The organism is Polaromonas sp., assembly GCF_013817205.1.
Taxonomy (GTDB): Bacteria; Pseudomonadota; Gammaproteobacteria; order Burkholderiales; family Burkholderiaceae_C; genus Polaromonas.
On record NZ_JACDDD010000090.1, the window covers coordinates 1 to 14,316 of the forward strand.

Below are 14,316 nucleotides of genomic sequence, written 5' to 3' on the forward strand. Positions count from 1 at the left end.
GAACACGCGCTTGCGCGTCCTCTTGGTGACAAGCTCGTATCCGCTGGCAGCAAGGCTGATTTGTTTCATCGACATATAACGCTTCTCAGAACTCACCGGTTGGCTGAGTTTTGCAGAGATTCCCTAGGGGGGCACAAACCCCTTGGGGTGTGTGCGTCCACTGGGTGTCAACGACATCACTGGAGGCAGTATGGAAAACATCGAAGGCAGCAATGCCGCAGATGCTGCGCCTACAGACGAACAACAGTGCGAGTGGCATTCCATTGATTGGAAGGCAGTGACTCTGTTCGTAGGTAAGGCGCAATCGCGCATAGCGCAGGCAACGAAAGACGAAGACTTCCGACGAGCCACGAGGCTCCAACGAGGTTTAGTCAGATCCTGGCAGGCCAAGGCATTGGCGGTCAGGAAGGTGACGACAAACCAAGGAAAGCGGACGGCTGGCACCGACCGCGAACTCTGGGACACGCCACTGAAGAAATGGAAAGCCATTGAAAAGCTAGGCCAGCGGGATTACAAAGCCAGTCCACTGCGACGGGTCTACATTCCAAAGGCTAACGGCAAAGAAAGACCGCTAGGCATCCCTACGATGCTGGATAGAGCCACTCAGGCACTTCACCTGTTGGGGCTAGAGCCAGTGTCCGAGTGCAGGGCCGATCCGAACTCTTTCGGGTTCCGGAAAGGCAGAAGTACGAAAGATGCTTGTGCGCAGTTGTTTGTATCGCTATCCACAAAAGCCTCGGCCAAATGGGTTCTGGATGCAGACATCAGCGGGTTTTTCGACCACATCAACCATGACTGGTTATTGCGCCATGTTCCTATGAACAAACGCATATTGAATCAGTGGCTCAAGTGTGGAGTTGTCGACAAAGGTCAACTGGTGAGTACGGATGAGGGCACGCCGCAAGGCGGGACCATCTCGCCGACATTGGCGAACTGGACGTTGGACGGTCTGGAACGGGGCTTACAGGCGCACATCCGTGCGTCCCTAGGTTCAGTAAAAGGCCCGAAGGCTAAAGTTAATCTGGTGCGATACGCGGACGACTTTGTGGTGACTGGCGACTCGAAAGAGTTGCTGGAAACGCTGGTCAGGCCATGGGTAGAGCAGTTTCTGCGCGAGCGGGGACTTGAACTGTCCGAGGCCAAAACGCGGATCGTACAGATTGACGAAGGGTTCGATTTCCTAGGGTGGAATTTCAGGAAATACTCTGGAAAGCTGCTCATCAAACCAAGTCGGAAAAGCGTGAAGGCGCACTACGACAAGGTGAAGGAAATTATTTCCAAGTCGATCTCGGTGCAAACTGAAGTGCTGATAGCCAAACTCAACCCTGTTCTGCGGGGTTGGGCAAACTATCACAGAGGGGTTGTGGCGAAGCAGACTTTTAGCAAGTTGGACTTTCAGATTTACTGGAAGCTGATGCGCTGGGGCTTGAGGCGTCACCCCCGCAAGAGCAAGCTCTGGGTGAAGAACCGCTACTGGCGAAAGCCAGACACACGGTGGGAATTTGCCGCAGATGTCTTGATGGATGACAAGTCGAAAGATGGTGCGTCAACGCATGCATGGCCGCTGTATTTGTATAAGCTTGCTGATACAAAAATCGTGCGCCATGTGAAGGTCAAGGGGGATTACAACCCCTTTGATCCGGTATGGGAAGCATATGGCGAAGGCCTGCGGGTTAAACGTATGTCGCAAGACCTCGTGGATGCCTCTAGGAAGAAGCTGTTTGACTCTCAAAACGGTAACTGTGCTCTGTGCAGTATGCCGATTGAGTCTTTAGCGGATTGTGACGACCACCATATCGTCTACAGAATGCACGGAGGCTCAGACGCATTATCCAATCGGGTGCTTTTGCATCCAATCTGTCATACGCGTGTTCATATCCTAGGTTTGGAGGTTACCAAGCCGGTCCCAGTACGGGGACTTTAATCTGGAGAAGTAGACTAGGGCTATGCAGCCTGATGATGCTATGAAACCAGTGGTCGTGCGTGAGCCGTATGCGGTGAAAGTCGCAAGTACGGTTCTTAGGGGAGGAGGAAGCAGCGATGCTTCCTCCTTACCCTCCCATGTGCGCGCCCGTGCGGGTGCGCGCGTGCGTACGCGCGAAGCCCGTATTGTAGTGATGCGACCCTGTGACCCGAGACCGCCCGACGATGTTTAACCGACGAAACCTGATGCACTCGCTGGCTGCGCTGGCCGCCGCCGGCGTGGCCGCGCGCGTCTGGGCGCGTGGGTCGGACAGCCCCCTGCCCAAGCCTGGCAGCAGCTTGCCGCTGCCGGCCCTGAGCCTGCTGGACGGGCGTGCCTGGAACCCGGCTGCGGTGGGCGGCAAGACGCTTGTGGTGTACTGGTGGGCCAGCTGGTGCCCGTTTTGTGCAGTGCAGTCGCCCCATATCGAGGCCCTGTGGCGCGCCAACCGGGCGCGGGGGCTGGAGGTGCTGGCGCTGTCGATCGACAGCAAGCCCGAAGCCGCCGCCACCTATATGAAGAGCAAGGGCTACAGCTTTCCCGCAGGCATGCTGACGCCGGCCGTTGCGAAAGTGTTGCCCAAGCCGGCCGGATTGCCGGTGGTGGTGGTGCTCAAGGTGGCGCTGGACGGACGCAGCGGCAAAGTCATATTTGCAGAAGCCGGGGAAATGTTCCCCGAAGATGTTGAAGGTTTGAAGAAGTACATATGAAGACCCTTGTGATTGCAGAAAAGCCCTCGGTGGCGCAGGACATCGTCCGCGCCATCACGCCGACGGCCGGCAAGTTTGAAAAACACGACGAATATTTCGAGAGCGACAAGTGGCTGATCACCTCGGCAGTGGGCCACCTGGTCGAGATCCAGGCGCCGGAGGAGTTTGACGTCAAGCGCGGTAAATGGAGTTTTGCCAACCTGCCGGTGATTCCGCCCTACTTCGACCTCAAGCCGATGGACAAGACCAAGACGCGGCTCAATGCCATCGTCAAGCTGACCAAACGCAAGGACGTGGGCTCGCTCGTCAACGCCTGTGACGCGGGCCGTGAGGGCGAGCTGATCTTCCGTTTGATCCAGCAGTACGCCAAGAGCAAACACCCGATCAAGCGCCTGTGGCTGCAGTCGATGACGCCAGCGGCGATCCGCGAGGGCTTCGAGAGCCTGCGCAGCGACCAGCAGATGCAGGGCCTGGCCGACGCGGCGCGCTCCCGCTCCGAAGCCGACTGGATGGTCGGCATCAATGGCACGCGGGCCATGACGGCTTTCAACTCGCGTGACGGAGGCTTCTTTTTGACGACGGTCGGCCGGGTGCAGACACCGACGCTGTCGGTGGTGGTCGAACGCGAGGAAAAAATCCGCAAATTTGTCAGCCGTGACTACTGGGAAATCCACGCCACCTTCCTGGCCGAGGCCGGTGAGTACCCGGGAAAGTGGTTTGACCCGAAATGGAAGAAGGCCGCCGCCAATGCCGCTAACGGAGAAGGTGCCGAGCCCGATGCCGAGCTGAAGGCTGACCGCGTCTGGACTGAAAAGGAAGCGCGGGCGATTGCCGAAGCCGTGCGCGGCAAGTCCGCCACGGTGACCGAAGAAAGCAAGCCATCGACCACCGCCTCCGGCCTGCTGTTTGACCTGACATCATTGCAGCGCGAGGCCAACGGCAAGTTCGGTTTTTCTGCCAAGACCACGCTGTCGATTGCGCAGAGCCTGTACGAGCGCCACAAGGCGCTGACCTACCCGCGTACCGATTCGCGGGCGCTGCCTGAAGACTATGTGCCGGTGGTCAAACAGACCTTTGAGATGCTGGCCGGAAGTGCCATGAAACACCTGGCGCCGCATGCGGCCACGGCCATCAAGGGCAACTACATCAAGCCCAGCAAACGCATTTTTGACAACGCCAAGGTGAGTGATCACTTTGCGATCATCCCAACGCTGCAGGCGCCCAGCGGTTTGAGTGACGCTGAGCAAAAGCTGTACGACCTGGTGGTGCGCCGCTTCATGGCGGTGTTTTTTCCGAGCGCCGAGTACCTCGTCACCACGCGTATTTCGCAGTCGGTCGGCCACAGCTTCAAGACCGAGGGCAAGGTGCTGGTCAAGCCGGGCTGGCTGGCCATCTACGGCAAGGAAGCCGAAGACGAAAACACCGACGAGAAGGACAGCAAGACCCTGGTCGCCGTCAAACCCGGTGAGATGGTGCGCGCCGAAGTGGTGGAAGCCAAAGGCCTGAAAACCCGGCCCCCGGCGCGCTATTCGGAGGCCACGCTGCTCGGCGCCATGGAAGGCGCGGGCAAGACGATTGACGACGATGAGCTGCGTGAAGCCATGCAGGAAAAAGGTCTGGGCACACCTGCCACGCGCGCGGCCACGATTGAGGGCCTGATCAACGAGAAGTACATGCTGCGTGAAGGCCGCGAGCTGATTCCCACCGCCAAGGCGTTTCAACTGATGACTTTGCTGCGCGGTCTGGGCGTGGAAGAGCTTTCCCGCGCGGACCTCACCGGCGACTGGGAGCACAAGCTCGCCCAAATGGAAAAAGGCAATCTCAGCCGCGAGACCTTCATGGCCGAGATTGCCGACATGACGAAAAACCTGGTGGCCAAGGCCAAGGGTTATAACAAGGACACGATTCCCGGCGACTACGCGACCCTCACCGCGCCTTGCCCTAATTGCGGTGGGGTCATCAAGGAAAACTACCGGCGCTACACCTGCACCGGTAAAAAAGGCGAAGGCTGCGGCTTCTCGTTCGGCAAAACGCCTGCAGGCCGCACTTTTGAGGTGGCCGAAGTGGAGCAGTTTTTGCGCGACAAAAAGATTGGTCCGCTTGACGGCTTTCGCTCCAAAGCGGGTTGGCCATTCACCGCCGAGATGGTCATCAAATTTGATGAAGAAACCAAGAACTACAAGCTGGAGTTTGACTTTGGCGATGACAAGAACGCCGAGACCGGCGAGATTGTGGACTTTAGTGCGCAGCAGTCATTGGGGGCTTGCCCCAAATGTGGCGGCGGTGTTTTCGAGCACGGCAAAAATTACGTGTGTGATAAATCCGTACCGACGAATGCGCAGCCCACACCCAGTTGCGACTTCAAGACCGGTCAGGTGATCCTGCAGCAACCGGTGGAGCGCGAGCAGATGGTCAAGCTGCTGACCGACGGCAAAACCGACCTGCTCGACAAGTTTGTCTCCATGCGCACACGCCGCCCGTTCAAGGCCATGCTGGCCTGGGACGCCGAGGCCGGCAAGGTCAACTTCGAGTTTGCGCCTTCGAAATTTCCACCGCGCAAAACAGCCGGCCCGCCGCGGACCGGCACGGTGAAGACACCGTTCGGTAAGACCGTTGCAGCCAAAACCGCAGGGCCTGCTGCCAAAAAAGTGGCGACCAAAAAGGTTGCCGCCAAAAAGACACCGGCCGCCAAGGTCGCGAAACCGAAAGTTGCGCGCGTTGCCAAGCCCGGCAGCGGCCTGAAACCCAGCGAAGCGCTGGCCGCAGTGATTGGCTCAGAGCCGGTGGCCCGCACCCAGGTCATCAAGAAGCTCTGGGACTACATCAAGGCTGAAAACCTGCAGGACGCGGCGAACAAACGCGCCATCAACGCGGACGCCAAGCTGCTGGCCGTTTTCGGCAAGCCGCAGGTGACGATGTTTGAGCTGGCGGGGATTGTCGGGAAGCACTTGAGCTGACTGACCGCGCCTGAGCTCCGCGCTGCCGATCCGGGGGTGCGGCCGGGGCGTCCTGTCAACAGGTGAAGACCGGGCTGGTGCGCAGGTGGATTTGCGACTAACATTTGAGCGATTACCCCTTCGGGAGCTGACGGTTCGTCCCCGCCGGGCGTGCTCCAGGCCTCATCCAGCCCTCCAATGTCAGTTCCTGAACGCCACGGTGAAAACGCGCTGTCGCTGAGCCGGTTGCTCGATAACCTGCCCGGCATGGCCTACCGCTGTCTCAATGACGCCGACTGGACCATGAGTTTTGTCAGCTCGGGCGCTTTGGCCTTGACTGGTTATTTGCCGGAAGTACTGACCGGGGCAGAAGGCGTGCGCTACGGCGACCTGATTCATCCCGATGACCGGGCGGATGTGCAGGTCAGGGTGCAGGATGCCATTCGACAGGGCGCCCCCTTTCGCCTGACCTACCGCCTCGTGACTGCCGGCGGGACCGTCAAGTGGGTATGGGAGCAGGGCAGTGCAGTGTGCTCTGCCAAGGGCGAGCTGCTTTGGCTGGAGGGGTTTGTCACCGACATCACAGAACGCAAACAGGCGGAGCTGGCCCTGATCGACAGTGAACAGCGCTTACGCAGCAGCGCAGAGCACCTCGCGAGTCAGACCCAAACCCTCACGGCGATCACGGAATCGTTGGCCGCCTACGTTGACAAGGCAGACTGGAAGGGCGCCTTCAGCCGGTTGCTGCGGGGTGCCCTGACCCAAACCCAAAGCGAATACGGTTTCATCGGCGTGGTGGTCGAGGGCAAGAAGTTGCGCGTGCTGGCGATGGAGGGCATTGTCTGGGACCAGACGATCAACCGGGAGTTTTACGAACGCGCCATGGCCAACTACGAGCAGGACGGCTACATGGTCTTCGAAACTCTGGACAACCTTTTCGGCAGGGCCGTCACCACCGGGCAGGTGGTGGTCGCCAACCAGCCTGATCATCATCCGCATGCTGCGGGACGGCCTCAGGGGCACCCGCCCATGCACAATTTTCTGGGCGTGCCCATTCGTGCAGGCCAGGAGGTCTGCGGCGTGGTGGCACTGGCCAACCGCAAAGGAGGGTATACCGACGAGGAGCAGCGGTGTATTGAAGCGCTGGTGAAATACGCCGGCAGCATCTGTGTCACTTACCTGCAAGGCGAGCGGACACTGGCCTTGGCCATAGAGCGGGAGAAGACCCATCAGGCCCTGCAGGGCAGCGACGCCCGTTTTCAAGAACTGGTTCGCAACATTGAGGAGGTGTTTTACAGCTTTGATGCGAAAACCGCCCTCGTCCACTATGTCAGTCCGGCCTACGAAACCGTGTGGGGACGCAGTTGCCAGAGCCTGTATGACGACGCGCATACCCTGCGCGACTCGGTTCATCCCGAGGACCGGCAAAAAATGAGTGACGCTTCTGACTTGCAGCGCGCGGGACATCCCACCCAGATCGAGTTTCGTATTCTCCGGCCCGACGGCGAGGAGCGGTGGATATCTGACCGAGCCTACCCGGTGCTGGCCGCGGATGGCAGCGTTACGCGCTTGGTTGGTGTGGGTCAGGACATCACAGCGCGCAAGCTTGCCGAGCAGGCCCTGGCCGAAAGCGAAAAACGTTATTCAAATCTGTTTGAATCGGGGCCGTCACCGATGTGGGTGTTTGCCGAGGAATCCCGCCGTTTTCTGGCCGTCAATCGAACGGCCATCGAGGACTACGGCTATTCCGAATCCGAGTTTCTGGCCATGACCCTGTACGACCTGAGGCCGGAGGAAGACCGTGCACTGCTGGACAGATGGCTCGCCGCCTCGCCGATAGATCGCAAGGAAGATCCTCGCCTGACCGTGCGACACCAGCGCAAGGACGGCAGCATTTTCTGGGCGCGACCGATTTCACGTCACATTGTCCATGCCGGCCAACCGGCACGCTTTGTCGTGGTGTACGACGTCTCGGCCCAGATCGAGGCCGAAGAGAGTCTGCAAAGCCACCTGTTTACGTTGCAGCGCTCTTCCGATGCGATTCAGGCCATCACGGCGCAATTGACGCTGGAGGCGACCATGCAGGAGGTGGTGGACCAGGCGCGGGGCGTGATCGGCACCCACCAGGCGGTGGTCACACTGACAAATGGCGACGACAAGAGCCACGTGGCCACTTCGCTGTCACTGTCTGACAAGTACGCTTCCTGCCGCGACCCTCTGCGACCGCCGGACGCATCGGGAATTTACGCGCTGGTTTGCGCCACCAACCAGCCTGTGCGCTTGACGCAGGATGCGCTTGAAGCACATCCCAGCTGGCGCGGTGGGGGCGCACCTTCTTCCGGTCACCTGGCCATGCGCGGCTTGCTTGCTGTGCCGTTGACCGGCCGCGATGGGCATAACATCGGTCTGCTGCAGCTCTCCGACAAGTATGAGGGCGAGTTCAGCTTGCAGGACGAATATGTGGCCGTGGAGTTGGCCCAGCTGGCTGCAATTGCCATGGAAAATGCCAGGCTGTTCGAGCAGTTCAAGCTGCTCAACAGCAGTCTTGAGCGCAAGGTGAGTGAGCGCACCGCCGAGTTGACACGTCACGAAGCACTTTTCCGCGCGCTCGCCGAGCAGGCGCCTGAGGTGGTGTGGACTGTTGACGTGCGTGGCGGGCTGACCTACGTCAACCGCCGCTGGTACGAACTCATGGGCGGCGCCCCGGACGACTGGCTCGGTACGCAATGGTTCAAGGCGGTCCATCCCAATGACCAGGGGGAGGTCATGGCCAACTGGATACGTTGCGCAAGAACGGGCGAAATCTACACCGGCATACGGCGGCTCATGGCACAGGACGGCAGCTACCACACGATGTCCTACCGCGCCTCACCGGTTCGGGACGACTCCGGCGAGATCTTGTTCTGGGTCGGCATTGATGCGGACATCACCGAACTCAAGGCGGTTGAAACCGCCCTGCGCGTGTCAAACCAGGAGCTTGAGGCCTTTTCCTACTCGGTTTCGCATGACCTGCGCTCGCCGCTGAACACAGTGGATGGTTTCAGCAGCCTGCTGGCACGCCACCTGGGCGGCACGGCGGATCCGAAGGTCAGGCACTACCTCTCGCGCATCCAGGCAGGTGTTCAGCAGATGGGCCATCTCATCGAGGGCTTGCTGGCTCTGGCGCAGGTTTCACGCGTGGCTTTGCGCCGTGACCAGGTCGACCTGAGCGAGATTGCGCGGAATATCCTTGAGCAGTACCAATCCCGTGAGCCAGGTCGTGCAGTGACTATCCACATTGAAAAAAACTTGTCCGTCCGCGGTGACGGCCGCTTGTTGCACGCAGCGATGGAGAACCTGTTGGGCAACGCCTGGAAGTTTTCGTCAAGGCAGGCGCAGGCCGAGATTGCGGTGGGATACAGCGAGGAAGCTGTTGCGTTTTATGTCCGGGACAATGGTGCGGGCTTTGACATGGCTTATGCCGACAAGCTGTTTGGCACCTTCCAGCGGCTGCATGCTGTGACCGAATACCCCGGCACAGGGGTGGGGCTGGCGACAGTCAGCCGCATCATCATGCGCCATGGCGGGCGCATCTGGGCCGATGCCCGCCCCGGTGAGGGCGCCACCTTCTTCTTCACTTTGCCTGGACCGGCGCACTCTGACCATTCGGGATTCGGCGATTTGAACTGATTGCTACTAATTCAGTAGCGGGTTGCGCAGGTAAATCAGGGGCCGGACGGCGATTTGATCATCAACCGAAGCCTTGCCTTACCCGGCGGGCGACCGGCTCTTTGCTTCTTTCACCGCAGACAAAAAATCCTCCAGCACCGCGGCGTCGTCAATCGTGTCCGAGCCCGGCTGATGAAACTCGGGGTGCCACTGCAGCGCGGCGATGTAACTTTTTGCCGGGTCCTTGCGGCGTATCGCCTCGACGATGTGATCGTCAACGCTGAAGGCCTCGGCAACGAACTCGGGCGCCAGGTCCTTGATGCCCTGGTGATGGATGCTGTTCACGCGCACCCGTTCCACGCCCGGGTACAGGCGCGAGAGCTGCGTGCCCTGCACGATCTCCACGCTGTGGAAGTTCTGGTCGTAGCTCACGGCGTCGCGGTGTACGAAGGATTCGGGCACCTGGGTGGCGATGTCCTGGTACAGCGTACCGCCGAAGGCAACATTGAGCAGTTGCATCCCGCGACATATGCCGAAGACCGGCTTGCCGGCTTTTTCGAACGAGGCCACCAGGGCCTTGTCGTACTCGTCGCGCACGCGGTCGCCGGCCCAGCGCTCTTCGAGCGGCTCCTCACCGTAGCTGCCGGGCCAGACATCGGCGCCGCCATGCAGCACCAGGCCGTCCAGCCATTGCGCATAGTCGTCGAAGTTGACGTCGCCGCGTTGCGTTGCACCGGTGGGGCAAGGCACCATGACGACCATCGCCCCGGAGGACATGATCCAGTGCGCCACGGTCTGCTCGACATACTGCAGCGTCTTGCCGGTGAACAGGGATCGGGTCGGGTCAGCATGGGAAAAGCATGCCGACAGGCCGATTTTCAGGCGGGTGCGCATGTGGCGCCGGCTTTCCCTGGCGCTGGCCTCGGCGGCGGGAAGGGTGTGGGACTTGGGACTCATGTGCGGGGCATCTCTCCGGAAAAAGTTAGCCCCCAAGTGTAGGCAGCCGGGCATGCCCCTGCGCGCGGTCGGGGGCTGGTTGCATTGCCGGACAAGGCCTCATTCCAGCGGCAGGTCGGCAACACCGATGAAACGAATGGTCAGCCGCGTGCCGGGTGGGGTGTTCCCGGGAAAGGCGTCTTCGATGATGACGGTGGCGCCGTGCTGCTTGGCGATTTCCTCAACGATGGCCAGGCCCAGGCCCGAGCCGTCGACATTGGTGCCCAATGTGCGATAGAAGGGCTGGAACACCAGTGCACGCTCTGCAGCCGGGATGCCCGGGCCCGAGTCCTCGACCTGCAGCACCATCACGCCGCTGAAGCGGTCGGTGAGCAGGCGCACCGTGACCTGGCCGCCTTCGGGTGTGTAGTTCAGCGCATTGTCGAGCAGGTTGCGCACCAGCTCTTTCAGCAAGGTGGGGTTGGCCTCAAGCAGGCTGGCTTGCTCGCCGGCGGACGGGCCGTCATAACCGAGGTCGATGTGTTTTTCAAGCGCGCGCGGCACCGAATCCTGGATAGCGTCGGCAAGCACCTGCACTACCTCCACCTTTTGTTTGGCCAGGCTGCGACCGGTGGTTTCGGCGCGCGCCAGCGCCAGCAGCTGGTTAACCGTGTGGGTGGCGTGCACGCTGGCACGGCCGATCTGTTTGAGAGACTTTTTCAGCTCGTCTGCATCGGTTTCGCGCTGCGCCAGGTCTGCCTGCATGCGCAGGCCGGCCAGTGGTGTCTTGAGCTGGTGGGCGGCGTCAGCCAGAAAGCGCTTTTGCGTGGTCAGCAAGACCTTGAGCCGGCTCAGCAGGTCGTTGATCGACGAGACCAGTGGCGCCACCTCTTCGGGCACCACAGTTTCGTCCAGCGGACTCATGTCGTCGGACTTGCGCGCGCGAATGCGTTTTTCCAGCTGGTCCAGCGGCTTGATGCCGCGCACCAGCGCCAGCCACACCAGGAGCACTGCCAGCGGCAGCGTGACAAACTGCGGCACCATCACGCCCTTGACGATTTCGGTGGCCAGGGTCTTGCGCTTCTCCAGGGTTTCTGCAACCTGAACGAGGATGGGCCGGGCACCCGGCGCCTCCACCTTGATCCAGGTATAGGCCACGCGCACACCCTGGCCCTGCATGACGTCCTCGCGCAGACGGACCTCGCCTTCAAGCCCCATTTCTTCCTCGGGCGGCAGGGGCAGCTCGCGCTCGCCGCTGAGGTATTCGCCGCGCGCACCCAGCACCTGGTAGAACACCAGGTCGGTGTCATCGGCCCGCAAGATCTCGCGGGCCGACGCAGTCAGGTTGAACTGCACCTGCCGGTTCTTGACGACGATCAGCTTGGCCAAAGCCTGCACGTTGTACTCGAGCGCGCGGTCGAAGGGTTTGCCGGCAATGTTCTGCGCCACCAGCCAGGTCAGTGCCAGACTGATGGGCCACAGCAGCAATAGCGGCGTGAGCATCCAGTCCAGGATTTCACCGAACAGGCTGCGGCGTTCGCGCTGGAAAAGTCTTAAAGCCATTCCTCACCTTCCGTTCGGGCTGAGCTTGTCGAAGCCGGGTGGCGGACGACAAGACCCTTCGACAAGCTCAGGGCGAACGGATTGCCGGGATTCAACCAGGAATCTTCTCCAAGCAATAACCAAGTCCCCGGACAGTGGCAATCCGCACCGGGCCTTTTTCGATCTTCTTGCGCAAACGGTGGATATACACCTCGATCGCGTTGTTGCTGACCTCTTCGCCCCACTCGCACAGGCGCTCGACCAGTTGGTCCTTGCTGACCAGGCGGCCGGCGCGTTGCAGCAACACTTCAAGCAGGCCAAGTTCGCGCGCCGACAGCTCGACCATCTGGCCGTCGATAGTGGCCACGCGCCCGGCCTGGTCGTAGACCAGCGGGCCGTGTTTGATGGTGCTGCTGGCGCCACCCATGCCGCGGCGGATCAGGGCGCGCACACGCGCTTCGAGTTCCTGCAGCGAAAACGGTTTGGCCATGTAGTCGTCGGCGCCGTAGTCCAGGCCCTTGACGCGTTCTTCGACGCTGTCAGCCGCCGTGAGGATCAGCACCGGCAGGGCCGAGCCGCGAGCGCGCAGGCGCTTGAGCACTTCCAGCCCGTGCATGCGCGGCAGGCCCAGATCGAGGATGAGCAAATCAAATTCGGTGTTGGTCAGCAGCGCGGCGTCGGCTTCAGTGCCGCTGGCCACATGGTCGGCGGCAGCGCCCGAGGCACGCAAGGTGCGGAGCAGGCCGTCGGCCAGGACCTGGTCATCTTCGGCAATCAATATGCGCATGCTTGTCTCCTGATTGGGGGTGCCCCACGCGGTCCGGCGGACGCTCAGGGCGAAACGGCTCTGTGGCCGTTTTCTAAATTCTAGGCTTTTATGCCCCCCGCTTTGCTGACACGCGTCAGGTTCCAGCATAGGCTTCCAGTCCCAGGGCAACAACTGTGGCCACATCGGTGCCGACGGCCTGTCTGAACTCCGCCTCTGCCTGGCTGACGGCGGTGCGAAAAGCCTGCAGCCAGTGCAGGCCTGATTCGGTGAACATCACCATCCGGGCGCGTTTGTCATGCGGGTCGGGTTCCCGGGTCACCAGGCCCCAGGCTTCGCACTGGTCCACCAGGTCACCCATGGCCTGTTTGCTCATGCCGGCGCTGGCGGCCAGATCGGTCAGGCGCGAGCCGCCGACGGCCAGGTGCCGTGTGATGTGGATATGCGCGGCCCCAACCTGTGCACGTGCGGCCAGATTCGACAGCGCCAGCGGCACGTCCACATTGCGCGCCATCAGCACCAGCACGCGCTCATCAAAGCGCCTCAGCGCATGGCCCAGCAGACGGCCCAGGTGGGTGAGGCGCCAGTTTTCCTGATCGGCGGGAACCGGAGCTGAAGCAAGGCTTGAATCCATGCCGAAAATGATAAATCATTTGATCAGGCAAGCTGACCAAGATGGGTTCAATGTTCGCCGACCCCGGCCGGCCGCGTTGGCTCAGAGTTGAAAGGCAGGTGCAGCGGCGAAGAAGCGGCCTGAAACAGTGAGCGACTCCAGTGATTGCTCTCCGGCCATGACGCCGGACTTGACGATGCGTTGAACCGCCTCCCCGTAGGCTTGCGAAGTGGACGCAGCGGCGGCGCTGGCCTCGTCGGTCCACGCAGTCAAGACGTAGCCTTTTTTCTCGGAGCGTGAGAAAACGGCGCCGACACATCCGGGGACGGTTTTGAAAAATGCCACCGAGTCCGTCGCGGCGAGTTCGTCAAAGCGCGCACCGAAGCCTGTCGCCAGATCAGTGGTCCAAAGTTGCAAATGATTTTTCATGGGATGCCTGTGGTTTGAGGTTGATGAGGGTTTGGGTGGCCGGCAGCAATGCGCTCCAGCTGCCTTCGGACGATGAAAAAGTGAAACGGAAGGATCGCGCACAGGTACATCCACCCGAAGGCGCTGTGGACGCGGACAAGCGTTGTGGCCACGAGTAGCCGTTGCCCCCCCCCCGGGATTCGGATCGGTAGGCAATTCGGACGTCGACGTGGCGGTCGTCGATGGCGTAAATCGCGTAGTTGGCCTCCTCGGCGTTGAGCTCCAGGCGCTCGAACGGTGCCATGCCGCGTTTGCCGATGGGCTTCAAGCCGAACGGTGCAACCAACGCATCGCGAATTCGGGCCAGCCACCGCTCCGGCAGACCGGTGCCCCTGGCGGCAAGTAACTGCTCCATGTTGCGCTCGTCTCCTGGGGTGAGCAGGAGCTTGAAAGCATCTTGGTAGTGATGACCTGGAAGGCTCGCGAAAATCTTCGCATCGGGCGGAACATCGCACCTGCATGCGCGTTGATTCATGAAACTTTCTGACATTTCAATACAGTATGTATGGTCACTTTATCGCCACCTCCGGCCTTTGTCAATATGAACAAGCTTGATTCGGTCCGCCTCACGGTTGTTCAGTGCGGGGCTGCCTTCATCCCAGCTTTCGCGCGTGTTAGCCCGGATATTTCATTAGCAGGAGTCGGCAGCCCCGTGCCGAAGCGCGTTGTCATTGGTGTTCGATGTCAATTGCAACCGGGGACTGCCAATGCCAAAGTGTACGCAAGAACGGATC

Annotated in this window: 11 protein-coding genes; 5 read left to right on the forward strand and 6 right to left on the reverse strand. The window is 60.8% G+C overall.

Annotated features, from left to right (window positions below):
- Nucleotides 1-190: 190 nt before the first annotated feature.
- The 4 genes from ltrA to H0W47_RS16255 all read left to right on the forward strand — a co-directional run bounded on the left by ltrA (nt 191) and on the right by H0W47_RS16255 (nt 9,278).
- A complete protein-coding gene (ltrA, locus tag H0W47_RS16240; RefSeq protein WP_296926250.1) occupies nt 191-1,924 on the forward strand; it encodes a group II intron reverse transcriptase/maturase in 1,734 nt (577 codons plus the stop codon).
- Nucleotides 1,925-2,148: 224 nt separating this feature from the next.
- Nucleotides 2,149-2,673 (forward strand): TlpA disulfide reductase family protein, encoded by a 525-nt coding sequence (locus H0W47_RS16245; RefSeq protein WP_296926252.1) that lies wholly within the window; start codon nt 2,149-2,151, stop codon nt 2,671-2,673.
- A complete protein-coding gene (locus H0W47_RS16250) occupies nt 2,670-5,630 on the forward strand; it encodes a DNA topoisomerase III (protein ID WP_296926254.1) in 2,961 nt (986 codons plus the stop codon). The genes H0W47_RS16245 and H0W47_RS16250 overlap by 4 nt, the downstream gene beginning before the upstream one ends.
- A gap of 177 nt (nt 5,631-5,807) precedes the next feature.
- Entirely contained in the window at nt 5,808-9,278 is a 3,471-nt protein-coding gene (locus H0W47_RS16255) for a PAS domain S-box protein (protein WP_296926256.1), read from the forward strand.
- Between the two features lie 78 nt (nt 9,279-9,356).
- On the opposite strand, the gene H0W47_RS16260 is transcribed toward H0W47_RS16255, so the two are convergent.
- From H0W47_RS16260 to H0W47_RS16285, 6 genes are all read right to left on the reverse strand, one after another.
- A complete protein-coding gene (locus H0W47_RS16260) occupies nt 9,357-10,151 on the reverse strand; it encodes a gamma-glutamyl-gamma-aminobutyrate hydrolase family protein (RefSeq protein ID WP_296926269.1) in 795 nt (264 codons plus the stop codon).
- 162 nt (nt 10,152-10,313) lie between these two features.
- The gene (locus tag H0W47_RS16265) at nt 10,314-11,756 is read right to left on the reverse strand and encodes a sensor histidine kinase (RefSeq protein WP_296926257.1); all 1,443 of its coding nucleotides are present in this window, start codon (nt 11,754-11,756) and stop codon (nt 10,314-10,316) included.
- A gap of 91 nt (nt 11,757-11,847) precedes the next feature.
- Nucleotides 11,848-12,522: a response regulator transcription factor gene (locus H0W47_RS16270; protein WP_296926259.1), complete on the reverse strand. Its 675-nt coding sequence runs from the start codon at nt 12,520-12,522 to the stop codon at nt 11,848-11,850.
- 115 nt (nt 12,523-12,637) lie between these two features.
- A complete protein-coding gene (locus tag H0W47_RS16275; RefSeq protein ID WP_296926261.1) occupies nt 12,638-13,135 on the reverse strand; it encodes a MarR family winged helix-turn-helix transcriptional regulator in 498 nt (165 codons plus the stop codon).
- An 81-nt stretch (nt 13,136-13,216) separates the two neighbouring features.
- On the reverse strand, nt 13,217-13,543 hold the full coding sequence (locus H0W47_RS16280; RefSeq protein WP_296926263.1) for an antibiotic biosynthesis monooxygenase: 327 nt from the start codon (nt 13,541-13,543) through the stop codon (nt 13,217-13,219).
- Nucleotides 13,540-14,043: a DUF2867 domain-containing protein gene (locus tag H0W47_RS16285; protein ID WP_367265422.1), complete on the reverse strand. Its 504-nt coding sequence runs from the start codon at nt 14,041-14,043 to the stop codon at nt 13,540-13,542. Before H0W47_RS16285 ends, H0W47_RS16280 begins: the two co-directional genes overlap by 4 nt.
- 44 nt (nt 14,044-14,087) lie before the next feature.
- On the opposite strand from H0W47_RS16285, the gene H0W47_RS16290 reads away from it, so the two are divergent.
- A partial coding sequence (locus tag H0W47_RS16290) for a hypothetical protein (protein ID WP_296926267.1) occupies nt 14,088-14,316 on the forward strand: 229 nt, incomplete at its 3' end.

Coding starts and splice junctions, on each gene's coding strand:
- ltrA (WP_296926250.1), top strand. CDS start 191: ATGGAAAACATCGAAGGCAGCAATGCCGCAGATGCTGCGCCTACAGAC.
- H0W47_RS16245 (WP_296926252.1), top strand. CDS start 2,149: ATGTTTAACCGACGAAACCTGATGCACTCGCTGGCTGCGCTGGCCGCC.
- H0W47_RS16250 (WP_296926254.1), top strand. CDS start 2,670: ATGAAGACCCTTGTGATTGCAGAAAAGCCCTCGGTGGCGCAGGACATC.
- H0W47_RS16255 (WP_296926256.1), top strand. CDS start 5,808: ATGTCAGTTCCTGAACGCCACGGTGAAAACGCGCTGTCGCTGAGCCGG.
- H0W47_RS16260 (WP_296926269.1), bottom strand. CDS start 10,151: ATGCGCACCCGCCTGAAAATCGGCCTGTCGGCATGCTTTTCCCATGCT.
- H0W47_RS16265 (WP_296926257.1), bottom strand. CDS start 11,756: ATGGCTTTAAGACTTTTCCAGCGCGAACGCCGCAGCCTGTTCGGTGAA.
- H0W47_RS16270 (WP_296926259.1), bottom strand. CDS start 12,522: ATGCGCATATTGATTGCCGAAGATGACCAGGTCCTGGCCGACGGCCTG.
- H0W47_RS16275 (WP_296926261.1), bottom strand. CDS start 13,135: ATGGATTCAAGCCTTGCTTCAGCTCCGGTTCCCGCCGATCAGGAAAAC.
- H0W47_RS16280 (WP_296926263.1), bottom strand. CDS start 13,543: ATGAAAAATCATTTGCAACTTTGGACCACTGATCTGGCGACAGGCTTC.
- H0W47_RS16285 (WP_367265422.1), bottom strand. CDS start 14,043: ATGCAGGTGCGATGTTCCGCCCGATGCGAAGATTTTCGCGAGCCTTCC.